Origin of the sequence: Tsuneonella sediminis, from assembly GCF_051912845.1 — a bacterium.
In the GTDB taxonomy this organism is placed as follows: Bacteria; Pseudomonadota; Alphaproteobacteria; order Sphingomonadales; family Sphingomonadaceae; genus Tsuneonella; species Tsuneonella sediminis.
Genome location: NZ_JBNCBU010000001.1, coordinates 1,636,297 through 1,659,252 on the forward strand (window position 1 = coordinate 1,636,297; position 22,956 = coordinate 1,659,252).

The window sequence follows — 22,956 nt, forward strand, 5'->3', positions numbered from 1 at the left end:
CGGGCTTCAGCCTTCCAGCCCCTTGCGCCGGAACAGCGCCGCGACCCGGCGGTGGTTGACCGCGACCAGTTCGAAGCCATTGGCGAGCAGGTAGTTGGTCACCTCTGGCAAGGTGCTCGTCTGCTCCTTGCCGCGCTCGGCCCCGAGGTCGGCGGTGATGTAGTCGATGCGGTCGAACAGACCCGCCGCACCGGCGATCGCTTCGGGTTCGGCCCCTTCAGCCTCGAGCTTGAACAGGCGGATGCGCGGGTAATCGACGAGCGTGTCGAGCCGCCGCGTCGGCACGCGGGTGACGCTGTCGTAGCTCGGCGGCTCGATCAGCGAGGAATCGGCGCCGTTCGACGAGACGTAGAAGGTCAGTTCGCCGTCGCTGTCCCACAGGCCGACGTTGATCGCGCGCGACGGCGCGACGTTGCGTTCGCACACCGCGAATTCGCCCGGTCCCGGTTCGATCGCGACATATTCGACGTCGGCCCCGATGTGCCGGAAATAGAGCTTGAGGTCGCCGACGTTTGCGCCGCAGTCTATCACGACGTCGCCGTCGGAGAACGCGACCAGTGGCAGTAGGTAATCCTCGCCCAGCTGCTTCGCACGGGCCTCGATGCCGCGGGCATAGTTGAGCGCCCGGCGCTGCGGATAAGCCTCGACCGTGTGCCCGCCCGAGGACACCGTGGCGCGCCCTTGCGCTGGGTCGAACTCGGTGCGCACGTCGACCCCGCGCAGCCGCGCGCCGGTGTTGTAGAGCGCGGTGAAGCGCTTGCCCCCGGTGCGCACCAGCACGCGCTGCCAGATGCCGTCACCCAGTTCGCGGTGAAAGCGGGCCCAGTCGCGGGCCTGGTCCCTGATGAACCCGCCGAGAGATTTCTTCGTCGGGCTTCCGGATGCGGCTTCGTCATTATAGGCCAATTGGTGTGTCCTCATGCGGTCTGGGCGGGCGCTATAGTGGGCGTCGAGGGCTGCTGCCAATCCGGATCGCCCTGCATCAATCTCAGCAGCTGATCGACGAAACGGTCGAGCGACAGGTAGTAACGTTGCTCGTGCTCGAGGGGACCGGGCCGCGGGGCGGTCAGGTCGAGCGCGGCAAGGTCGTCGATCCGGTCGATCACCACCACCCGGTCGGCAAAGGCAGGAGGGAGCATCTCGCCCGCGAGACGATTGAACGTGACCAGCCGCGCGCCCGCCGTCAGCGCCTCGTAGGTCCGCGCGGTGAGCCCTGCCTGCCCGGGGTGCGGGATGTCCAGCACCGCCCGGCTTTCGCGCGCGAGACGGGCGACCTGTTGCTTGGGGAACGGCACATCGCGAACCAGCGGCAGCACGCGCAGCCCTGCGGGCTGTAGGAGCGATTTCAGGAAAAACAGCACGCGCGAATGGTAGTAAAGCAGCAGGCCCAGGCGGAGACCCCTCGCCCACGACGCCGACAACAGGCGCGCCACGATCGCCACGCGCAGCGAGTGCATCGTCCCGCAGAACGACAGGTCGTAGCGCGTCTCGACCGGCTGCCCGTCGTCGAACAGCGGCTCGGCAAACAGCGGGACGTAGGCCATGTCGTAGGCCTTCGCGTCGTTCGGATCGAACGTGGCACGCGTGGCAAGCAGGTCGAGGTAATCGCGGAAGCGACCCTTGTTGGCACTGCCATCCCACATGTAGAGATGAACCCGCACCCCCGCCGCCGAAAGCCTGGCGACCGTTGCCCGGTCGACCACCTCTACCCCGACGAGCAGCACGTCCGGGTACCCGGCTGCGATGATCCGGTCCGCGAGGTCAGAAAGATAGCGCGACTGCGCCGAATTGGCCCCGACCCCGAGGCCGAGGCGGTAGGCGATCTTGCTGCGCTTGCGGTTCGACCGCTTCTCGTCGAAATCGGCGACCTCGATCCCGCGCCGCGCGAATTCTGCGGCGATGGTCTGGGTGTACGAGAAGAAGGTCGGCCCGATCACCGCGAGCCGCCTCACCCCGGTTGGTGGCGCCTCGTCGTGGGGGCGGGCGGCGGTGGTCAATTGGCAAGCCCCTTGCGGCGCAGCTCTTCGGTCGCCGCGTCGAGCCGATCCTCGTACTCGGGCTGTCCTGCCGCCCACTCGCAGAACCGCGCCAGCCCGCTCGCAAGGCCGATTTTCGGTTCATAGCAAAGATGCTCGCGCGCGGCCGAGATGTCCGCAAAGTTGTGGCGGATGTCGCCGACGCGGAACTGCCCGGTCACGGTGATCTCGGGCGCCAGCCCGGCTGCGCGCGACAGCTCGTGCGCCAGGTCGATCACCGGGGTCGCGACGCCCGCACCGACGTTGCAGACTGTTCCCGCCGGGACCTTCGGGTCGAGCGCGGCGACGAGCGCATCGACCACGTCGTCGACGTGGACGAAGTCTCGGGTTTCCCTGCCGTCCTCGTAGATCGGCAAGCCCTTGCCCTGGCGGGCCCGGTTGAAGAAGATCGAGATGATCCCGGTGTAGGGGTTCTGCAGCGACTGCCCTTCGCCGTAGACGTTCTGGAAGCGCAGGATCACCGGTTCGATGCCCAGGGCCTCGCCCGCGGCACGCAGCAGCAGTTCCTGCGAGGCCTTGGTCGCGGCGTAGATCGACCCCGGCGCGAATGGCAGATTTTCCGGCGTGGCGATGGCCTTCAGTTCTCGGCCCTGCGCGTCGCGCGGCTCCCAGCGTCCGGCATCCATGTCCTCGCGGGTACGCGGCGCGGGCTGGACGAGCGCCCCGTCGGCGTCCCGGTAGGCGCCTTCGCCGTAGACGCTGCGGCTCGACGACAGGACTACTCGGCGCGGACGCCGGGCGGCCTTCGCGATCCCTTCCAGGAGCGCGGCGGTGCCGCCCTCGTTAACGTCGACGTAGCGGCGCACCTCGTACATCGATTGCGCGGTGCCGGTCTCGGCGGCGAGGTGGAACACCGCGTCACACCCGTCGATCAGGTCCGCCCGGTCGGCCAGGTCGCGCACGTCGACGCGGTGGAATTCGGCCCCGGCGGGCACATCGGGCACGGGATTCGCGCCATGGATCTGCTCGGACAGGTTGTCGACGATAGACACCGCGTGCCCGTCGGCGAGCAGTCGCCGCGCGAGCTTGCCGCCAATGAACCCCATCCCGCCGGTAATCAGAACCTTCACGCGTCGATATCCTTCCTGTCTTGGTCGGAGCGTTCCGCGGCTTGCGCCAGGAAACCGAACGTCTGCGTTGCGCAGCGCTCCCATGAATAGTGTCCCGCCCTCGCCAGCCCGCGCGCGGCCCTCTGGCGCATGGCCTCCGGGTCGAGCAACGCGCGGCGGATCGCATCGGCTATCGACTCCGGTCGGGTCGGGTCGAACAACAGCGCTGCATCGCCCACCACCTCGGGCATCGGCGGCGCGTCCGCGCTGACAATCGGAATGCCGCAGCTCATCGCTTCGATCAGGATGTTGGGCAGGTTCTCGCAGCTCGACGCGAAGACCAGGAGATCGCTGTCCGCGTAGAGCTGCGGCAGCGCGGCGTTGTCCACTTCGCCCAGGTAGCGCACGAACGCACCTTCGGGGTCCAGCCGGGCACGCGCCGCCTCGAACCGTGCCATGTAGGCGGCATTTGCCGGACCGGAGAGATCGATCGTCAGGCCGGGGAACTCGCCGCGCAGCGCGGCCACCGCCTCGATTACCTCTATCTGGTGCTTGTAGGGTTCGAACCGGCTCGGGTAGACAAGCCGGATGGGACCGTCCGGCCGCACTTGGCGCGTGCGGTCGGCGGGCACGAAGCGCTCGCGGTTGACCCCGTGCGCGATCACCGCGGTGCGCCTTGGCCTGCCACGCATGTAGGGCTCGATCGCCTCGCGCGCGCCGTCGGTGAGGAAAATCATCGCATCCGCCCTGGCGAACGTGCGCGCATTGAGGCGGTGGAGCACGCGCAACCGCATCCGTTCGGCGCTGCCTTCGGGGTAGAGCGACCACAGGTCCTTACGGAACGGCATCATGTTGCGGCTGATCGTGGCGTAGGGCCGGAACTGTCCGAACGCGATGCCGCCGGGCGCGTACAGGATGTCGCACCCTGCCTCGCGTGCGAGTCGCGGCAGCGCGCCGAAGGCGCAGCGCACGCGGCTGAGCAATCCCCCCGCCAGCGCATCGAGCGGATGCTTCACGACGAACGGGCGATCGGGAAAATTGGCCAGGTTGCCGGGCGAGCCGAACAGGTGCACGCGCTCGAACCCGTCGCGCCCGGGGTCCGCGGCCGAGAGGAGGTTGCGGATATAGTTCACCCCTCCCCCGTCGCGGATGTTGTGGAGGTCGATCCCGATGTTCACTTGCGGCCTCCGAGTGCCAGCGCAGGCTTTTCCACCAGATGCCAGCTGCCCAGCGCGTAGAGGGCGGCAAGGGCGACCACCAACCCGACATAGGCCGGCACCGGCAGGGCCGCCGCGATCCCCGCGGCCACCAGAAGCTGGACGATCGGGAAATGCGCCAGGTAGATGCCGTACGACAGGTCGCGTCCGCCGAACGGCTCGCGCATGGCGGGAAGGTGGGTCAACACGCCGATCACACTCACCAGTACCAGCGCCTGCACCGCCTCGCGCGGCTGGCCGGCAAGGACCAGCAGCGCGATCATCAGCATGACGAGCCCGGCCAGCGCGCCGCGTCCGATCGTGCCCTGCGTTGCGGCGAACAGCCCCACGCCCAGCGCAAAGTAGTGCAGCTGCCCCGGCAGCTGGAACTTGTATGACAAGGCCACCTCATGGCCCGTCTGTTCGCCCAGCCAGAGCAGCGCCGGCCACCACAACGCACCCGCCACGATCAGCGCCGCCGCCAGCGTCGCGAACCCGATGCGCCGTCCGATCCAGAACAGCGCCGGCACACAGGCGTAGAACATGATCTCGACCTTGATCGACCACAGCGCTCCGTTGATCGCCGGGTGCGGGTTGCCCGCGAAGACCCCCTCGATCGTCGGCTGGAGGAAATTCAGCGTGGAGAGATTGGCCGCGAGGTAGCGCGGCAACTGCCCCCACGCGATCGCGGTATCGCGCAGGTGCGCCTGCAGCAGCGCGAGCAGGAGGAAGAACAGAACGGCGACGAGGTACCCGGGGTAGATCCGTGCCGCGCGCCGGCGCCAGAAGGTGCCCCAGCGCTCGATCCGCGAGAAACTGCCGAAGACGAGCATGCCCGACAGGATGAAGAAGCCTTGCACCGCGGCTTCGGAATTCAGGATCGTGCGGATCAGCCGGAATCCGTCAGGTTCGAGCAGCAGCAGCGAATGCGACAGCATCACCGAAGCGGCGAACAGCAACCGCAGATGGCTTACGTTATTGAAGCGCACGCCGCGTGCCGCGCCGGGCCCCGGTGCCGTGCGGCCGGCGTCGATGGCGGATTCGATCGTCACGGGAACCGGTGCTGCCTGCTGCCTGATGCGGTCATGCGCGCGGGCGCGGCGCAGACCGGCCCTGCGGTGGGCGCACGCCGGTCCGTGCCGCCGGGAGCCTGCGGGCGAGTTCCTTGCCGCGCTGCTGGACGAACAGGTCCGCGGCAATCGCGAGGATCAGCATGTACCACGTCACCGGTTCGAAGATGATGTCGGTCCCGATCGAGAAGATCACCGCCCGCATCGCGACCGCCCCGAACATCAGGCCGACAAGGCGCCCGGTCATCGCGAAGCGCAGGTAGAGCATCACCGCGGCACCGGTCAGGAACGGAACGATGAAGAACCCCGGCCAGCGGAAATCGATCCACGCGTTGTTGAGGTAGGTCGCCGCGTTCACGCCTTCGAAATAGCGCCCCGAATCGAAGATCTCGCGGTCGACCAGGTTCCACAGGATCGTGCGGATCAGGTACGCGCCGAGGGTGGGTCCCTCCGATGGCAGGTAGCCCTCGATCGTCACCGACAGGTTCTTGATCGCTGTCGCGCCGCTGTAGATGTAGAACTGCTCGAGAAACGGGCTCGATGCCGTCGTCAAGGTCGATGCCGTGATGCCCCGCGCGGTGTTGGTGAGGGCCAGCACCACCAGCGACCCGACGCCCATGAACACCAGCAGGATCTGGGTTACCGCCTTGCGCAGCAGCAGTTCGTAGAACGCGCGCGGGTAGAGCGCGCTCACGAAAATCGCCGCCGTCAGCATCCACACGATCGCGCTTTTCTGCAGCGTGCCGCTGTAGAGGACGAGCGCGAACAGCAGCGGCAGTGCGTAGATCCATTTCCGCTTCTGCAGGAACAGCGCGAAGAACCCGATTGCGCCGATATCCATCAGCAGATTGAGGAAGCTGATCGGGCCGAGGTGAAGGGCCAGCCGGCTCTCGGCCACCTGCTGTTCGTCCATATAGGCCATGTCGAGCAGGCCCGACGTCAGGTACCCGTAGATGAAGATGGCCGCGCCGAGCGCGTAGAGAGCGAGAAGACGCAAGGGGTCGATCGTCAGCGTCCGCCGCGACGCGTCGCGCTGGAACACGCGCTGCTGGGTCAGCGCCTTGATCGTCGCGCACCCGGCCCAGAAGCCGATAAACGCGATCGCCATCGCCAGGTAGACGAGCCAGCTGAACGGGCGATTCTGGTGGATGTAGATGGCCGAGACGAAGAACTGCGGGAAGTTGATCATCACCAGTGCCGGGATCCAGGCGAAAATGCCGATCACCACCGGGTTCAGGTAATTGGGCCACCAGCGCCACGCGAGCCGCGCCAGCGCGAGGCAGAAGATCACCGTGACGAACGAGACGAGTCCCGCGATCATGCCGCGCCCTCTTCGATGAGCCGGGCGAGCTGGGTGCGATAGCGTTCGTACGACAGCTGGTCTTGCGCGAATGCGATCGACGCCTGCGACATGCGTTTCCGTTCTTCCCCGTCTGCGATGGCGGTCCGGAGCGCCTGCTCCCAGTGCGCGTCATCGGCCACAGCGAAGCCGACCCGCGATTCCTGCATGGCGTCATGCGCGATTCCGCTCTTCGTCGCAAGGAACGGGACGCCCGATGCCATGTAGATGAACAGCTTGCCCGCGCCCCGCCACCGCGCATCTTCGGTCGGCTCGAGACGGAACAGCGCAAGGTCGAACGAGGGAACCTGGGTGAACTCGCCGCCTTCGGTCCAGTCGATCAGGGTGAGCCTCGCATGCTCGACCGTCTCGGGGACCGCCTTGACGCCGATCAGCGCGATCTCGATCGGCACCTCGGCGGCGATCCTGTCGATGATGGGGATCAGCGGGGCGATGAAGCGATAGGTGCCGGGACTGCCGGTCCAGCCGATGCGCAGCCCGGACTGGCCGGCGCCCTGCGCGCGTGACCGCGCCTGGTCCCGGCCTTGCGCGTAACGCACGGCATCGACCGGTCCGTACTGGTGGGCAATCCGGCGCGCCCGTCCCGAAAGTCTCGCCTCGTATCGCCGGTTCTCGACCATCACGACGTCGGCGCCGCGCACCATCCGGTCGAATGCCAGCGCCCGCAGCCGCGCCAGGGCCCCTCGTCCGGCGTGGATCCGGTCCACCGGGTCGGAGAAGTCGAATATGAGGCGGCGGCGCTTGCCCAGGTTGCGCAAGGGGACGAGCGGCCAGAGCAGCAGCGTTTCCTGGATGACGATCGCGTCGGCACGGAAGAACGCGGCAATCCAGCGCGGCAACCGCGCGATGATGCGCCCCGCAAGTCCGGCACGGGTCAGTTCGCTCATCCGCGGGGTCAGGCTGTCGCACTCGACCGCGTGGCCCTGCCCACGCAGCCAGTCGAGGTGGTCCCATACCCTCAACCGCGAACTCGCGCGGTCCCGGGCACCGATGGCGAACAGAAAGAGCCTCACGCCGCGCCGGCCCCCACCGGGGCGTGCGGCGGCGATCCCTGTTCCGAACGGAAAAGGGTCATCGCGGCCCGTTCGAGCAGGGCCCAGCGCAGCACGTTGGCCGCAGTCAGGCCGGCAAGGAACACCCAGATCGACGGCACGACGAAGAGTGCGCAGCTGAACAGGCCCAGCGCCGCGGCCGAGAGCAGATAGATCGCGTTTATCCGTGCGTGCCGGCCCGCGAGCGAAAGGACGATGAAGGCGCCCTGGAGCATGATCTGCGGCAGCATCGCCACGAACGAGACCGCCATGATCAGCTGGAACTCGCCCATCCCCACGTCAGGCTTCCACCATGCGTAGAGGGCGGCGAAAGCGGCCGCGAAGGGATAGGTCGCCAGCGAGCCCCGCAGCCCGCGCAGACGCAGCCGCCGGAGCAGGTCGCGGCGATGACCGGGCGCGGAGGCCGACGCGATCGAGTCCGAACCCTGCTGGAAGGCCACGTTGCTGAACGCGGTCGCCATGCCCTGGGCGGACTTGGTCAGACGATAGAGCGCGACCGGGGCCGGAGGGACGAAGATGGCCAGGATTGTCGTTTCGATCGACGTTGCACCGTTTTTGACGAAGTTGACCGCCTGCCCGCTGACCGCGAATCGAACGACGCGTCCCCAATCGGTCGGTCCCGTCGTCGTGGCGCCCGGATCGCGAGCGGCCAGCGCGCCGACCACGAGAATCAGCGAGCGGCCGGCCAGCGGCACGGCTCCGACGACCAGGAAATCGCCAAGCGATCCGTGCGTGCCGAGCGCCAGCCAGACGAGCGCCAGCGCCCAGAGGACGAGCATGAGTCCGTTGGCGGCGTGAATCGTGCGCAGCCGCTCGAGCCGCCTCAGCTTGGCGATCGACGCCTGCTGGAAGATGACTGTCGCCGAAAGGGCCAGGAACAGCGCCGCCACGGCCCGACTGGGAAAAGTGTCGGACGCCACCAGGAAGATCACCGCGCTTCCGGCGGCAAGGCAAAGCGCGAGCGCGGCGACTTCCATCGTGAATGCCGCCCGCCAGGCATGCCCTATCGAATATCCGTGCGTGCCCGACAGGAAGAACACCATGTCGTGCGTGCGCAGGGTGAACAGGGCGACCACGAGGAGGATCGCCGCCTGCGCGGTCATCAGGACGCCGTAGTCGCTCACGCTCACGATGAACGCGATCGCCAGCCAGTACAGGCTCGACGCGCCGAAGTTCGCGATTGCCATGAGCGATTCGAAGCGGCGGGTGACATAAAGGGCGCTAGCGCGCAGCATCGATCGCCTCGAGGAGCCTGCGGGCGACGAAGATCTCGACCGCGTCGAGCGATTCCCAGGTGTACCCGCCGATATGCGGAGTGACCACGAGTCGCGGACCAAGCGCTGCGATGCGCGCAGCGAGCTCACCGTCGAGTGGTTCGGGCTCCCCCGCCAGCACATCGAGAGCCGCGCCCGCGAGGCGCCCGTCCTCCAGCCGATCGAGCAGAGCCTCCTGGTCGACGACCGCCCCGCGCGCGGTGTTCACCACGATCGCGCGCGGAGGCAGGCGGTCGAGCAGCGCGCCGTCGACGAACCCGGCGCTCTCCCCGTTCAGCGGCAGGTGCACCGACAGGATGTCGGCACCTGTCAGCGCCCTGGGCCAGTCGCAGGCAAGCGTGGCCGGGACGCGGCCCGCAACGATGTCATGCGCGACCACGCGGCACCCGAACGCCTCGAAAATCGGATGCACCAGCCGCCCGATCCGCCCGTAGCCAAGCAGCACGACTGTCTTGCCGAAGAGTTCGCGGCCCTTGTGCCGGGTCCGGTCCCACCGGCCAGCGGCGACCGCGGCGGCCGCTCCCGGCAGATCGCGCAGCAGGGCGAGGGTTAGGGCCAGCGTGTGCTCGGCGGTGGCGTGGATGGTGTCGAGAAACGCAGTCTCGCCGCGCAGCGAAATGACCCCCACACCCGCCGCGGCGAAATGGTCGAGGTCGATATGGTCGAGACCTGTCGTCGGCGAGACAATCCAGCGCAAGGCCGGGTAGTCGGCATGAAACGCCGCATCGAGCCGCCGGGCGAGCCGCGTGAAGACGACGCCGACCTGGCTCCGTCTCGCGGCGTCGATCTCGCCCGGCACGACTTCGCCCAGGGTGGCGAGAAGTTCGCGCGCCTCGCCCGGGAAATCCTCCGGCTCGAGGACCTGGACAATCATGGGGCGGCCTTGAGCAGCGCTTCGAGAACCACGAGGTCGATCTCCGCATCGACATTGGCCGAGCGGTCTGCGGGCATCTCGTAGGGCACCATCGGATCGCAGATGATTTCGCCGCGCGCGAGCTCCTGCGGCCCGACGATGTAGATGGCGCCGTTGCGCAGATAGAGCGCGGGCAGGTCCTGCCGCCGCGCCGAAGCCAGCGCCGGAATCTCGGGCACGAGCCGCCCTTCCTCGATCCGGTACATCCGTGCCGGGTGTGCGTCCTCGACCCGCACGACGCTGCACACGGGAGTGCCGGTCTGCTCGAACAGCGCCAGCGCCGCGTCGATGTCGGCCCCGGTTCGCAGAGGCGAGGTCGGCTGGAGCAACACGACGGCAGCAGGGTCGGCGATTTGAGCTTGGCAGAGGGCGTGGTTCACCGCGTCGACCACCGGGCTCTCGTCTCCGGCGATCCGAGCCGGGCGGTCGACGACCTCGATCCCTTCGGCGCGGGCGAGCGCGGCGATCTCGGCATCGTCGGTTGTAACGATGATCCGGTCGATCGCACGCGCCGCCATCGCCGAGGCGAAGCTGTACGCGATCAACGGCTTGCCGGCGACCAGCCGCTTGTTCTTTCCCGGCACACCCTTCGACCCGGCCCGTGCGGGTATGACGGCGACGCGTTCAGGCATCGTGGAAACGCTTGACGTGATGCGGGGCGGACGCGGCGATCCTGCGGGCGATCCGTTTACCGGCGAAGCCGTCGCCGTACAGGTCGCTGCGCGGATAGTGCCCGTGCGCCATCTGACCGGTTACCGCCGCGGCGATGGCTTCCGCATCCCACGGCACGTCGCGCACGTTGGCGGCGCGTTCGCGGCCCTGCTGGCGATCGCCGATGTTGACGACCGGCACGCCGAGGAACGAGGCCTCGCGCACGCCGACACTGGAATTGCCGACGAGGCACAGCGCCCCGCGCAGCAGGGCGAGAAACATGTGCCCCTCGAGGTTCTTCACGAACACGAAATTGCCGTCCCGGCCGCTCTCGCGGAAAATGCGCACGGCCTTGGACGTCCCGTCCGAACCGGCGTCGACGTTCGGCCAGAACACGATCGCCTGCTTGCCGGTGCGTTCGACGATGTCGAGCAGCATCGCCATGTGGTCGAAGCTCCGCTCGTGGGTGTCGGTCTCGGGGTGGTTGAGCACGACGATGTAATCGTCGCGCAGCGTCCGGTCGCGCCCCGCCGCGATACGCTGGATCTCGGCCGCGACCAGCGAGCGGTCCATCTCGAGCGATTCGCGGGCGATGTCGATCGAAGGGCAGCCGGTCACGACGACCGAATCGGGCGCCTCGCCCATCCGTTCGAGCCGGCGCGCCGAACGCTCGGTCGCGACGAGGTGGAGATCGGCGAGCTTGGTGATCGCGTGGCGGACCTTCTCGTCGATGTTGCCGGTCAGTTCTCCCCCCTGGATGTGGACCAGCGGGATGTTGAGGTAAGACGCGGCGACGGCCGTGCCGAGCGTCTCGTACCGGTCGGCGATGGTCACCACCATGTCCGGCCGCAGGCGCCGCAGAACTCCTGCGGTGTGGGTGATGGTGTTCGCCGCTGTCAGCGCCATGTTCACGAGGTCGTCGCCCTCGACGAAGGTGTACAGCTCCTCGATCACGTCGAACCCGTCGGCGCGGATGAGCGAACTGACCCGGCCGTAGCGGTCGAGCAGGGCCGAACCCGAACACAGCACCGAGAGATCGACCGCGGGATCGTCGCGCAGGCATTCGAGTGCGGAACGGATACGCGAGTAGCTTGGCCGCGCGGTGATCGCGACGAGAACTTTTCTAACCGACATCCCCGTCCCCGAACTGGTGGTCGCGCGGCAGGTCGCGCAGGGCCGTGCGACCGACGAGGTCCGCCTTGCGTTCGTAGGGCATTCCGCCGGCCGGCTTCTTGTACGCCACGTCCCCGGCGCCGATCATCTCACCCCGCGCGATGTCGCGCGCGGCGACCAGGCTGCGGGTGAAGGTCTGGCGAACCGCCGCCAGGTCGCCGAGCTGGGTCTGCTTGTCGACCGGGTGCATCCGCATTTCCCAGGCCGCGCGCGCCGCCTTCACCAACCGCTCGAGCGCGGGCGGGGTCAGCGATGAGGACACGTCTGGGCCGAATGCCTTTTCGTGGAGGGTGAGATGCACCTCGAGCAGCGACGCGCCGAGGTAGGCCGCGATCGTGCCCGCAGCCTCGGTGCCCGAATGGTCGGACAGCCCGACCGGGATCGGCGAAAGCTCGGCGATGTAGTCGCTCAGGACGTTCAGCCCTTCCTCGTGCGGGGGGGTCGGATACCGCGTCGTGCAGTGGAACAGCGCGACCTCCGCGCCGCGACCGGCGATTTCGCGCACCGCGGCGATCCCCTCGTCCGGCGAGGCGAGACCGGTGGATACGAGGATCGGGCGGCCGCTCGAGACCATGTGATCGATCAGTTCGGGATTGTGGATCTCGCCCGACGCGACCTTCCACGCGGGCACGTCGAGCCGGTCGAGCCAGCGACAGGCCTCGAGCGAGAACGGCGAGCTGAGGAACACGATGCCGAGCCGGTCGCAATGCGCCTTCAGCTCGGCCCACTGGTCGAATGTGAATTCCATCCGCCGCCAGTAGTCGTATCGGCTCGCGTCCTGCTTGCTGAACGGGATGCGCCAAGGCTCGCCCGGGGTGCTTTCCTCGGCCGCTATGTGAGTCTGGAACTTGATCGCGTCGGCGCCGCAATCGCGCGCCACCTCGGCGAAGGCAAAGGCGTTGCCCAGGCTACCCTCGTGCGACTGGGCGACTTCCGCGATCACGAAGGGCGGGTGCTCGCTCCCGATAGGCCGGCCGGCGATCTGCATGGCTCAGGCTCCCGTCCCGGAAAGGCGGATCGACACGATGCCGTATTCGACCGGGTGCTGATCGCTGCGGCTGACGAGGTCGAGCGTCAGACCGGTCGCGTCACAGCCCGCCGGCACGACGAACGGCAGGGCAACGGTGCCCGATCCGATTCGCCCCTCGTGCGAGGAGAGCGGGACACTTTCGCGTCCGCGCAGGCAGCTGGCCGTCCACGTGGCCATCACGGGGTCGGTTCCTTCCGGGACCTCCGACGCGACCGACAGGACGTGCCGTCCGGCGGGAAGATCGAACACCCGTTCGAGCGCGCGCCCCCGGGCCGCGGGGTCGAGCGATACGATGAACCGGCCGCCCTCGGCCGTCACGTAAAGTCCGTCGGCATTGCGCAGCCGCCACGTAACGGGAGCGAACCGCGTGTCGGTGGTGGCGGCAGTCACGCTCGCTTCTTCCAGCGCGCCCGGCCTAGGCGCAACCTTCCGCACGTAGGCGACCGCGCTGCCGGGCGCGCCGCCGCTGACGAGGTGCGACACGAGCTCGGAGCGGAAACGTTCGTACCGTGTCGAGGTCTGTACCCGCGGTGCGGACAGCGCGAGGTCGAGTACGGCTTCCGGCTCGCCGTTCTGCGCCGCGTGGAGCATGAACGGCTCGGCCCAGGGCCGGTCCATGTACCGCTTCAACTCTCCTCGCAGCGAGGGGTCGGCAAGCGAACGGGTGAGCAACGGAAAGACCTCGCGGTCGGCTTCGGGGAAAGTGCTCAGCGCGGCATCGAGGTGGCGGAGCGCAAGCGGCCCGTCGCCTTCGCGGGCCGCATCCTTGGCGAGCATAATGTTGAGCAGCGGGTCGCGGCGTCCGACGCGCGCGCCGACATCAAGCAGCGCACGGGCTTCCTTCAGCTGGCCTTTCGATTCTTCCCATGCGGCGAGCTGGCGAAGCGCCCGCGGGGTCAGCGGCTGGCGCTTCAGCGCGGTACGGACCAATCCGAGGAGGTTTTCCCGCGGCATGCCGGGCTTCTTGTCGACCGCCGACAGCTGGTCGACCACCATCGGCAAGGCGAGCGGATTGGTCCGGTCGATCGCCACGACCAGCGCCGGGTTGGGGCCGTGCATCGCCATCGCGGTGGCATGCCAGGCGGCAATCAGGGCCAGCCCGGCCGACGCCCCGACGAGGGCGATGCGCCGCGCAAGCGTGCCGGACCGGCCGGGACCGCGCACGCCGATCAGGCCCTATCGGCCGGCGCGCCGTCCGCGGTGTCGCCGTAGCGCAGGCCGTATCCGTACCCATAGCCATAGCCATAGCCATAACCGCTGTCGGCGCGCTCGACCTTGGACAGGATCGCCCCGAACACGTGCCCGCCGACCTGACGGATCCGGTCGATCGAGGCGCGGACGCCGCGGATCGGGGGGCCGGCCGCCTCGACCACGAGCACCGAACCCTCGACCGTGCGAGTGATGATCGGGGCGTCCGCAAGGCCGAGCACGGGGGGCGAATCGACGATGACGTGGTCGTAATCGCTGCGCGCCTCGGCCAGCAGCGTGGCGAGCCGTGCCCCGCTGAGAAGTTCCGCGGCGCTCGGCGGAATCGGCCCGGCGGAGATGATTTCGAGGTTGGCCATCTTCGACGGCTTGCGCAGCGCGCGCCAGTCGTCGTTGCCCGACAGGTAGTTGCTGAGCCCGGCATCGTTGGGCAGCTGCGCCAGCACGTGGACGCTCGGCGAGCGCATGTCGGCGTCGATCAGAAGGACGCGCTTGCCCAGGCGGGCAAGGATCGTCGCCAGCGCCAGCGAGGTCGAACTCTTGCCTTCCGCCGGCCGCGTGCTGGTGACCGACATCGTGCGCGGAAACCCGTGCTCGGTCGTGAACGCCAGGTTCGAACGGATGCTGAAGTAGCTTTCGTAGAGTTCGGACTTGCTGTCCTCGATCTGCTCGATGACGCTGCCCTCGACGCTCGGCGATGCGCCGAGAAGCGGGATGCCGAGGCGCTGGCGCACCTCGCCGGGATTGCGCACGCCTTCGTCGATCTGTTCGAGCGCGATGACCACGAGCCCGGCCAGCAGGCCGCCCGCGAGCAGCGCCAGCGCGATGTTGACCAGAAGGTTGGGCGAGGACGGAGCGGTGGGCACCTCGGCCGCCTCGACGATCGAGATGTTGCTGATCCCGATGGTGCCGGCGACGCCGATCTCCTTGTAGCGCTGCAGCAACGCGTCGTAGAGCTGCCGGTTCGTATCCGCCTCGCGCTGGTAGATGTTGTACTGGATGCTCGCGCGGTCCTGGTTCGTGAGCCGGTTGCGCAGGGTCTCGACCTGCGAGCGCAGGCTCGCCTCGCGCTGGGCGGCCTCGCGGTAGGCGCTGCTGCGCGAGGAGCCGATCCGCGCCGTCTCGCGCGAAATCGCCGCGTCGAGCGAACGGATCTGTTCGTCGAGCGCCTGGATCGCCGGGTAGCCGGGTTCGAACTGGGTCAGCAGGCGCGCGCGTTCGGCCGCCGCCGTCTCGCGCTGCTGGCGCAGGCCGGCCAGCGTTGCACTCGCCAGCGCCTCGGGCGAGTTGGCACCGCCGCTGCCGAGCGCGGCCTGTGCCTTGACCCGTTCCGCGATCGCCTCGTTAAGCGCCGTGTTGAGCGCGTCGAGATTGGTCCCGGCGAGTGTCCGGTTGCCCAGCGTACGCCCTTCGCCGTCGCGGATCTGGTCGAGCGCGACGATGCCCTGGTCGGCGGCATAGTTGACCGCGTCCCGCTCGGATTGCTCCAGCCGTTCCTTCAGCGTCGCCAGCCGTTCCTCGAGAAACTTGCGGGCATCGGCCGTGGAGGCGAACTGGCGATCCATGCTGACGGCGATGAAGGCTGTCGCCCAAGCGTTGGCGATGCGCGCCGAAAGGTCGGGCGACCGGCTCGAGTAGCTGACGCCGACAAGCCGCGAGGTACGCACCGGGTCGATGCTGACATTGTTCGTCAACAGGTCGACCACGACGTCCATCCGCGCCCGCCGCGCGGCCGCGGTGTCGACCTGGGCAAGCTCGTCGGGATCGACCCCGTGCGCGGCGAAGAACTCCTCGTTCCGCTCGAGCTGGAGGTCGCGCGCGACGCGCTCGACGACCGGGCGGGTCTTCAAGAGCGCGTACTGGGTCGCGTAGAACTCCTGGTCCTGCGCGGCGGTCTGCGCTTCGAGTCCTTCGACGTTGGTGACCTGTTTCTGCGCACGCTCGATCTCGAGCTGGGTCGTCGCGGTGTAGATCGGCGGCATCAGCAGCGTGATTGCGACGCCCGCCGCAACCGCAGCGGCGACGATCGCGATGATGACGTAGCGCCTGCGGCGCACCGCATCCCAGTACTGCTTCAGGATCGGGGGTACGAAATCGCCATCGCCGGAATAGGCGTCCGGATCCCTGGAAGCACTCCCGCCAAAACGGATGTCTTCGCTAGCGACGTTCATTCAAATCTCCGGCGGAGCCAGCTGCTTGCCAGACATGTCGCCGCCCACCGCCGGCAACTCCCGTCCGCAATGTTTTTCACGCGACCAGGCGTGAGCGGATCCGTGTCCGTCACGCAAGCCAATTCGCGGGGTGCACTAGACGCGGCGTCAGGAAGCGGCAAGACCTATTGGGGGCGCACGAAAACCCGGTTGACGTAGGGGTCGAGGCCGGCCGGGGCAGCGGCCGCATCGATGACCGGCCTCCGGGGGCCGTAAATCAGCGGACTGAGCGCATAGAGCGGCTGGAATATCAGCCGCGGACCGGCGACCGGCGGCACACCCCGGTGCATTCCGTAGGTGTTCTCGAGAAATGCGGTCCCCGCCGGGCCGACCAGGCGGCGGATATTGTCCGCGCCGAACGCCGCCTCGACCTCGTCGTCCTCGTAGCGCCGGATCTCGGTCAGCCGGTCGACGAGGTGCGAGCCATCGACGAAGACGTGCGGACCGGTGGTGTCGGTCACGTCGGTCAGATAGACGAACAGCTTGACGAACCGCAGGTCGTCGACGTCGCGGTGGAACAACTCGGCGTGCTCGGGCGTGCCGTCGCCCGACGGCGTCGACCACCACAGGCGCAGCGCCGCCAACGTCGGGCGCCCGCCGAGCCACCGCGCCACCGGCGCCAGTACCCGCGGATGATTGGCTAATTCAAGAAGGTGCGGAACCCGCATGATATCCGCGTCGCGGTAGTGCGAAACGTGGGTCTGGGGCGGAACCGCCTCGGGCGCGCGGTAACGGCCGAGCTCGGGGCGATAGGGGTCGTGGGCGAGGAGCCCGGCCAGGTGATCGCGGATTTTTCGAACTTGGTCAGCACTGACCAGGTCGGGCAGGTCTGCGCGGCCGCGCCGGGCCAGCTCTTCGCCAACGGCCGCGCCCTCGCTTCCCCCAAGCGCGATCAGGTCGTCCGCGCGCGGAAGCCTCTGTGCGACAGCCTCGGCACGCTCTTGCCGCTCGGCGAGTTGCTGGATCCGGCGCTGGCGCTCGAACGCACGGCGCCGCGGGTCCGTGGCGACATGGTAGAAATCGGACAGGTTCCGGCGCAGGACGTTCATGGGCACGGTTCATCACTACTGGAGCGCGCTGACAGGCGCGGTAAATCGAGGGTCTGCTATCGTATGACAATGTTTCAGACCACTCAAAACTCTCGCCCGCGGCTTGCGCTTGGCCGCCGCGCGATCGTGAACGGCGCGCTGGGCCTCGTCCTGCTGGGCGGAGCAGCCTGCCGCGCAAAGGCCTATCCGGGCGACCTTTCGGTGCGCGACCTTGGCGCCCGGGGCGACGGGCGGAGCGACGATACCCGGGCATTCCAGACGGCGCTGGACCGGCTGGGGGGCGGCGGCGTCCTGCGGGTTCCCCCCGGCCGGTACCGGGTCGACCAGGTCGCCGTGCGCCACCGGGGGATCCGGGTCCAGCTCGACGCGGGGGCAGTGCTCGTCAAGCACGGCGCGGCCGGGGTCCGATCCCGCGGCATCTTCGTCCTCGACGGCCTGCACGACGCCCGGTTCGAACTGGTCGGCGGCACCGTCGATCTCAATGGCGAGGGACCGCGCGCAATCGGCACCCCTGGCCGCATACCCAACCAGTACAGTCACCTTACGATCGCGTCGGTCCGCGGCATCTCCGGACCCGCCAACGCCGCCATCTTCGCCCGCCGGTCTTCCGACGTGGCGGTCTCGGGCGTGCATATCCTCAACAGCGGGGAGAGCGGCCTCCTGTTTCGCAATTGCGGCCGGGTGACGGTGCGCGATTGCGTCTTCGACAACATTGCCAACTACGGGATCGAGCTGTCGCTCACCGTGCCCGAGGCCGACGGAGGCTCGGGGGCCATGCCGCTCCGCAACGACGTGTCGATCACGGGCTGCAGGTTCAACGGGATGGACGATTACGCGCTCGGCTCGGGCAACGGCGGCGGGATTGGTGGCGGCGGCGCGGGTACAGGACTCGGAGCCTTGCGGAACTACCGCATTTCCGACTGCCGGTTCGAGCGGTGTCACCGCGACATCCACTTCGAATTCCTGCGCGGTTCGTGGCTCGAGCAGTTCGCGTTCGAGCGGCTGCGCTCGATCGAGCCGCGGCAGGGCAGCATCGGCCTCGTGGGCGCACGCCACGGCGTGATCTCGGATGTGACGATCGAGGATCCCGGCAGCGCGCCCGCGGCGCTGCTGATCCCGGCCCGTCCGGAGATCTTCGGTATTGTGCTGTCGCAGGATTTCTCCGACATCCTGCTGCGCAACATCGCGATCACGGACCGCCGCACCGGCCGCCAGTTCGAGGGCGGGGGGGCGACGATCGACCGCGGTTCGTCGGTCCTCACGGTAAACCGCCCGGCGTTCGAGCCCGACGATGCCGGCCGATGGATCGGTATCGCCGGTGGCAACCCGGGCCAGGCCGCGTATGTCGGCCGAATCGATCGGGTGGCGTCCGCCAGCCGGGTCGAGCTCGACCTGCCTGCCGGCGCCTCGGTGCGCGGCGGACGGTTCGCAGTCGGCGGCACGGCCCGCAACGGGATCATCCTCAACGGCGGCGGCAACGTCACGTTCGAGAACGTGCGTGTCGCGGCTGGCAATGCCGGGGATGCGCAAGGTGCGAACGACGCCGCCGCGATCCGCCTGCAGGATACGACCGGCACGATCCGGTTTTCGGGCGTCGACCTCGCCGCGCCGGGCGGGCGCTGGACGAAGCCCGCGGGCCTCCTGCTCGTGCGCAACCGGGCCCGGCTGGTCGGTGCCGACGGCATCCGCGCCACCGGCTTCGCCCGGGCCCGTTCGGAACTGCGCTAGGCGGCGGCCCGGCCCTTGCGCACCTCGTTGGCGCCGGCGCGCAGCAGCAGGACGAGTGCAATAGCGACCGCTGCCAGCAACGGGGTGCGGAGCGGGTAGTCGAACGCGCTGCCGAAGGCGAACTGACCAAGGGCAATCGACGCCGCCCGGGCGAATGTCACCGAAGCGCGGGTGCCGTCGGCACGCCAGACCGTCCACGCGTCGCGCAGCACGACGATCGCGGCAGCAGCGACAAGGACCGGTCCCAGCACGCCATACTCCAGCAGCAGCTCGAGATAGTCGTTGTGCGCGTGGTTCACGTAAAGCGGGGTGAGCAGCGCGCGCGGCTCGTGGATCTGGAACGCGGCGACGAACGAGCCGGCGCCACTGCCCAGGGGAAAGAAGGATCCAACCGCTTCCCACGTCGCCTTCCAGATCGGGGCGCGTAGCTCGGGGGCAGCGCCGCTGTCGGCGAGCAATCGGTCGATCGCGTTGCCCTGCGCGAGACCGACCGCGACGACGGCGAAGCCGATGAAGCCGAGCGCGCCGATGCCGAGCAGGGTGGCCCTGAACCACGGCCTGACGACCACCCCCCTGCGATGATGGGCGCGCGTCGAACGCCCGGCCGAACGGACCGCCTGGCGATAGTGGGGCCAGGCGACGAGCATGGCCCCGGTGATGCCGATCGCGGCCGACGCGACGCCGGCGCGCGAACTCGTCGCGAACACCACCGGAACGATCATTGCAGCGACGACCGCCGCGCCCCATCGCCGGGCGTCGCCCGCCACCCGTCCGTCTGCGCCGCGGCGCGCCTCGCGTCCGAACACGACCGCCGCATAGGCGGCGATCAGCGGGAACAGCGTTCCGAGGAACACCCCTTGGTGATTGCGGTTGGCAAGAAGGCCGATTGCCGATCCGTTGTTCGATATCCTGTAGGGGTAAAGGGGGCCGTTGGGTCCGCTGGCGAACTGGAACACGCCGAGTGCCGCGGAGAAAAGGCCGATCGCGATGATCGCCGCCAGGACGCGCTGGCGTCCGCGCTGATCGAGCCCTGCACCGAGGACGAGAACTGCGATCGGCACCGCCAGCGCGAACAGCGCGTTGTAACCCGCCCATGGATCGAGGGTGAACGGACGCCAGACCGCGCCGAGCCGGGCCGCGCGATCGATCTCGACGACGATCTCGCGTCCGGGCAGCGCCGACCAGACCGCCGGTGGCAACGGCACGGCGTGGAGCAGGACGATCCCCGCGAACGCTGCCAGGAGCGTCAGTGGCCCTGCATGGCGGGACGCTGCTTCGCGCGTGAGCCGCGCCAGGCCCACCATCGCCAGCACGATCGCCAGCGGCCTCAGCACGATCAGCGACGCGGTATCGCCCCGCGCCGAGCCGCCCATCGCGGCCGCCGCGACGAGCATGACGACAAGCAGCGCGAGCGAGGATGTGGCCCGGACACGCCAGGAATGCCGGTGGTAATGGGTGGTCATCGTCGTTCCGGATTGAGCGGCCCGCGCCTATGGCAGAACGATCGATGGCCTGCAACGCAGCCACCGGCGGGGCACCGTTTTCCTTGGCGTTGCCATGTCGGGCCGGTCGACCTAGAGGCGCACGCGCGCTGAACGCCCCGGTCTCCATTCGAAGGATTCGTCCCCTGTCGCAGAACATCCCAACGACCCGTGTCGTCGTCGTCGGCCTCGGCTACGTCGGCCTTCCGCTCGCGGTCGCGCTTGCACGGCATTTCACCGTTACCGGCCTCGACGTCGACAAGGGCCGCATCGCCGAACTCAGGAACGGACGCGACCGTACCGGCGAGATCGAGCCCGACCGCCTTGCCGCCTCGACCCTTGCCCTGACCGATGATCCGGCCGCCTGTCTGCCGGCCGATTTCTACATTGTCACTGTTCCCACCCCGATCGATGGCGAAAACCGGCCCGACCTTTCGATCGTGGAGGCGGCTTCGCGCACCGTTGGGCGCATGTTGCCGGCTGCCGTAGCCGACGGCCGCGAACCGGTGGTGATCTATGAAAGCACGGTCTATCCGGGCGTGACCGAGGACCTGTGCGGTCCGATCCTCGAAGCGGAATCGGGCCTGGTGTGCGGCACGGACTTCTTCCTCGCCTACAGCCCCGAGCGCATCAACCCCGGCGACCGCGAACACACCGTCGACAAGATCACCAAGGTCGTTTCCGGACAGACGCCCGACGTGCTCGACCGGGTGGCGGACCTCTATGGTGCGGTGACGACGGGCGGCACGTTCCGCGCGGCGTCGATCAAGGCGGCAGAGGCCGCGAAGGTGATCGAGAATGCCCAGCGCGACATCAACATCGCCTTCATGAACGAGATCGCCCAGATCTTCGGCAAGATGGACATTTCCGTGTGGGACGTGCTCGCCGCGGCCCGGACCAAGTGGAATTTCCTGCCCTTCAGCCCGGGCCTCGTCGGCGGGCACTGCATCGGCGTCGATCCCTACTACCTGTCGCACCGCGCCGAGGAGCTCGGCCATCATCCCCAGGTCATCCTCGCGGGGCGCAGCACGAACGACGGCATGGCCGACTGGGTGGCGGACCGGCTCCATGCGCTGCAGGGCGGCAGGACCGGGAGCGTCCTCGTGCTCGGACTGACCTTCAAGGAAGACGTGCCCGACCTGCGCAACAGCAAGGTCGCCGATCTTGTCGCCGCACTCGCCCGTCACGGGCACGACGTCACGGTCCACGATCCGCACGCCGATCCCGCCGAGGCGGCCCACGAGTACGGCCTCTCGCTCGACGCCGCCGCGCTCGAGCGGCCGCACGATCTGGTGGTGCTGGCCGTCCCCCACCGCGAGTACCTGGCGATAGGCGGGGACGCCTTGCGGGGTAGCGTCGCACCGGGCGGCAAGCTCGCCGACCTCAAGGGGGTCCTCGGACCCGCGGCCGACTGGACGCTGTGACGATGCGCACCGTCCTCGTCACCGGGAGCGCGGGGTTCATCGGGTTCCACCTGTCGCAGCTCCTTCTCGACGAGGGGTTCCGCGTCGTCGGCTTCGACGGGATGACGGACTACTACGACGTCCGCATCAAGGAGCGGCGGCACCAGATGCTGCTGCAGAACCAGCATTTCACCGCGCATGTCGGGCTGCTCGAGGATTTCGACCGTCTGCGCGACCTGGCGCTCACCGAGAAGCCGGACGTCATCGTCCACCTCGCCGCGCAAGCGGGGGTACGATACAGCCTCGAGAACCCCCGCGCCTATATCGACGCGAACATCGTCGGTACGTTCAACGTGATGGAGTGCGCACGCGAGCTGGGCGTCGATCACCTCCTGATGGCCTCGACCAGCAGCGTTTACGGCGCCAACGAGGACATGCCGTTCGACGAGCTGGAGCGGGTGGAGACGCAGATGACGCTCTACGCCGCGACGAAGAAGGCGAACGAGTCGATGGCCCACAGCTATGCCCACCTTTGGGGCATCCCCACGACGATGTTCCGCTTCTTCACCGTCTACGGCCCGTGGGGCCGGCCCGACATGGCGCTGTTCAAGTTCACGCGCGGCATCCTCAACGGCGAACCGATCGACATCTACAACCACGGCGAGATGTACCGCGACTTCACCTACGTCACCGACCTGGTGCGCGGGATCCGGCTGCTGATCGACGCCCCGCCCGTGCGGCCCGAATCCGCCGGAGAGATCGAACCGGGCGACAGCCTGAGCCCGGTCGCCCCGTTCCGCGTGGTCAACATCGGCAACGGCGAGAAGATACGCCTGCTCGACTTCGTCGAGGCAATCGAGGCCGAATGCGGGCGCGAGGCCGTGCGCAACTACCTGCCGATGCAGAAGGGCGACGTGCCCGCGACATGGGCAAATGCCGACCTGCTCAGGCGCCTGACCGGCTACCGGCCCGAAACCGGATACCGCGAGGGCGTCCGGCGCTTCGTCGCCTGGTACCGCGATTATTACGGGGTCTGAACGGCGGGCCGGGACCGCGAGCGCCTTGACCGAATTAT

19 protein-coding genes are annotated in these 22,956 nt (G+C 68.4%); 3 read left to right on the forward strand and 16 right to left on the reverse strand.

All coding sequences use genetic code 11. The features are described 5' to 3' along the window. Positions 1–6 precede the first annotated feature (6 nt). From ACPV3N_RS08285 to ACPV3N_RS08355, 15 genes are all read right to left on the reverse strand, one after another. On the reverse strand, positions 7–921 hold the full coding sequence (locus ACPV3N_RS08285; protein ID WP_440116531.1) for an FkbM family methyltransferase: 915 nt from the start codon (positions 919–921) through the stop codon (positions 7–9). After that, the gene (locus ACPV3N_RS08290; protein WP_440116533.1) at positions 918–1,997 is read right to left on the reverse strand and encodes a WaaS/CpsH family glycosyltransferase; all 1,080 of its coding nucleotides are present in this window, start codon (positions 1,995–1,997) and stop codon (positions 918–920) included. The genes ACPV3N_RS08285 and ACPV3N_RS08290 overlap by 4 nt, the downstream gene beginning before the upstream one ends. Further along, positions 1,994–3,106: an NAD-dependent epimerase/dehydratase family protein gene (locus tag ACPV3N_RS08295; RefSeq protein WP_440116535.1), complete on the reverse strand. Its 1,113-nt coding sequence runs from the start codon at positions 3,104–3,106 to the stop codon at positions 1,994–1,996. The genes ACPV3N_RS08290 and ACPV3N_RS08295 overlap by 4 nt, the downstream gene beginning before the upstream one ends. After that, positions 3,103–4,263: a glycosyltransferase family 4 protein gene (locus ACPV3N_RS08300; RefSeq protein WP_440116537.1), complete on the reverse strand. Its 1,161-nt coding sequence runs from the start codon at positions 4,261–4,263 to the stop codon at positions 3,103–3,105. Before ACPV3N_RS08300 ends, ACPV3N_RS08295 begins: the two co-directional genes overlap by 4 nt. After that, positions 4,260–5,333 carry an acyltransferase family protein gene (locus ACPV3N_RS08305; RefSeq protein ID WP_440116539.1) on the reverse strand — a complete coding sequence of 358 codons (1,074 nt, stop codon included), beginning with the start codon at positions 5,331–5,333 and terminating at the stop codon, positions 4,260–4,262. The genes ACPV3N_RS08300 and ACPV3N_RS08305 overlap by 4 nt, the downstream gene beginning before the upstream one ends. Positions 5,334–5,364: 31 nt before the next feature. Continuing rightward, on the reverse strand, positions 5,365–6,672 hold the full coding sequence (locus ACPV3N_RS08310; RefSeq protein ID WP_440116540.1) for an O-antigen polymerase: 1,308 nt from the start codon (positions 6,670–6,672) through the stop codon (positions 5,365–5,367). Next, entirely contained in the window at positions 6,669–7,724 is a 1,056-nt protein-coding gene (locus tag ACPV3N_RS08315; RefSeq protein WP_440116542.1) for a glycosyltransferase family protein, read from the reverse strand. The genes ACPV3N_RS08310 and ACPV3N_RS08315 overlap by 4 nt, the downstream gene beginning before the upstream one ends. Beyond that, complete coding sequence (locus tag ACPV3N_RS08320; RefSeq protein WP_440116544.1) at positions 7,721–8,998, reverse strand: hypothetical protein; 1,278 nt, start codon at positions 8,996–8,998, stop codon at positions 7,721–7,723. The genes ACPV3N_RS08315 and ACPV3N_RS08320 overlap by 4 nt, the downstream gene beginning before the upstream one ends. Then, on the reverse strand, positions 8,985–9,911 hold the full coding sequence (locus tag ACPV3N_RS08325) for an NAD(P)-dependent oxidoreductase (protein WP_440116546.1): 927 nt from the start codon (positions 9,909–9,911) through the stop codon (positions 8,985–8,987). The genes ACPV3N_RS08320 and ACPV3N_RS08325 overlap by 14 nt, the downstream gene beginning before the upstream one ends. Further along, complete coding sequence (locus tag ACPV3N_RS08330) at positions 9,908–10,582, reverse strand: acylneuraminate cytidylyltransferase family protein (RefSeq protein WP_440116548.1); 675 nt, start codon at positions 10,580–10,582, stop codon at positions 9,908–9,910. The genes ACPV3N_RS08325 and ACPV3N_RS08330 overlap by 4 nt, the downstream gene beginning before the upstream one ends. After that, the gene (gene neuC / locus ACPV3N_RS08335) at positions 10,575–11,735 is read right to left on the reverse strand and encodes a UDP-N-acetylglucosamine 2-epimerase (protein WP_440116550.1); all 1,161 of its coding nucleotides are present in this window, start codon (positions 11,733–11,735) and stop codon (positions 10,575–10,577) included. Before neuC ends, ACPV3N_RS08330 begins: the two co-directional genes overlap by 8 nt. Next, complete coding sequence (locus ACPV3N_RS08340; RefSeq protein ID WP_440116552.1) at positions 11,725–12,762, reverse strand: N-acetylneuraminate synthase family protein; 1,038 nt, start codon at positions 12,760–12,762, stop codon at positions 11,725–11,727. The genes neuC and ACPV3N_RS08340 overlap by 11 nt, the downstream gene beginning before the upstream one ends. Positions 12,763–12,765: 3 nt before the next feature. Further along, positions 12,766–13,968 (reverse strand): tetratricopeptide repeat protein, encoded by a 1,203-nt coding sequence (locus ACPV3N_RS08345; RefSeq protein ID WP_440116554.1) that lies wholly within the window; start codon positions 13,966–13,968, stop codon positions 12,766–12,768. Positions 13,969–13,973: 5 nt separating this feature from the next. Continuing rightward, the gene (locus ACPV3N_RS08350) at positions 13,974–16,181 is read right to left on the reverse strand and encodes a GumC family protein (RefSeq protein WP_440116556.1); all 2,208 of its coding nucleotides are present in this window, start codon (positions 16,179–16,181) and stop codon (positions 13,974–13,976) included. 164 nt (positions 16,182–16,345) lie between these two features. Then, the gene (locus ACPV3N_RS08355; RefSeq protein ID WP_440116558.1) at positions 16,346–17,269 is read right to left on the reverse strand and encodes a phytanoyl-CoA dioxygenase family protein; all 924 of its coding nucleotides are present in this window, start codon (positions 17,267–17,269) and stop codon (positions 16,346–16,348) included. A 63-nt stretch (positions 17,270–17,332) separates the two neighbouring features. Here ACPV3N_RS08355 and ACPV3N_RS08360 point away from each other — a divergent pair, with 63 nt between their 5' ends. Further along, the gene (locus ACPV3N_RS08360; protein WP_440116560.1) at positions 17,333–18,997 is read left to right on the forward strand and encodes a right-handed parallel beta-helix repeat-containing protein; all 1,665 of its coding nucleotides are present in this window, start codon (positions 17,333–17,335) and stop codon (positions 18,995–18,997) included. Here ACPV3N_RS08360 and ACPV3N_RS08365 read toward each other — a convergent pair. Next, a complete protein-coding gene (locus tag ACPV3N_RS08365; protein ID WP_440116562.1) occupies positions 18,994–20,460 on the reverse strand; it encodes an O-antigen ligase family protein in 1,467 nt (488 codons plus the stop codon). The two genes, ACPV3N_RS08360 and ACPV3N_RS08365, sit on opposite strands and share 4 nt — an antisense overlap. A gap of 164 nt (positions 20,461–20,624) precedes the next feature. Here ACPV3N_RS08365 and ACPV3N_RS08370 point away from each other — a divergent pair, with 164 nt between their 5' ends. Together ACPV3N_RS08370 and ACPV3N_RS08375 are read left to right on the forward strand one after the other, a co-directional pair. Then, a complete protein-coding gene (locus tag ACPV3N_RS08370; RefSeq protein WP_440117490.1) occupies positions 20,625–21,902 on the forward strand; it encodes a nucleotide sugar dehydrogenase in 1,278 nt (425 codons plus the stop codon). A 2-nt stretch (positions 21,903–21,904) separates the two neighbouring features. Then, a complete protein-coding gene (locus tag ACPV3N_RS08375; RefSeq protein WP_440116564.1) occupies positions 21,905–22,918 on the forward strand; it encodes an NAD-dependent epimerase/dehydratase family protein in 1,014 nt (337 codons plus the stop codon). The last annotated feature ends 38 nt before the right edge of the window (positions 22,919–22,956 follow it).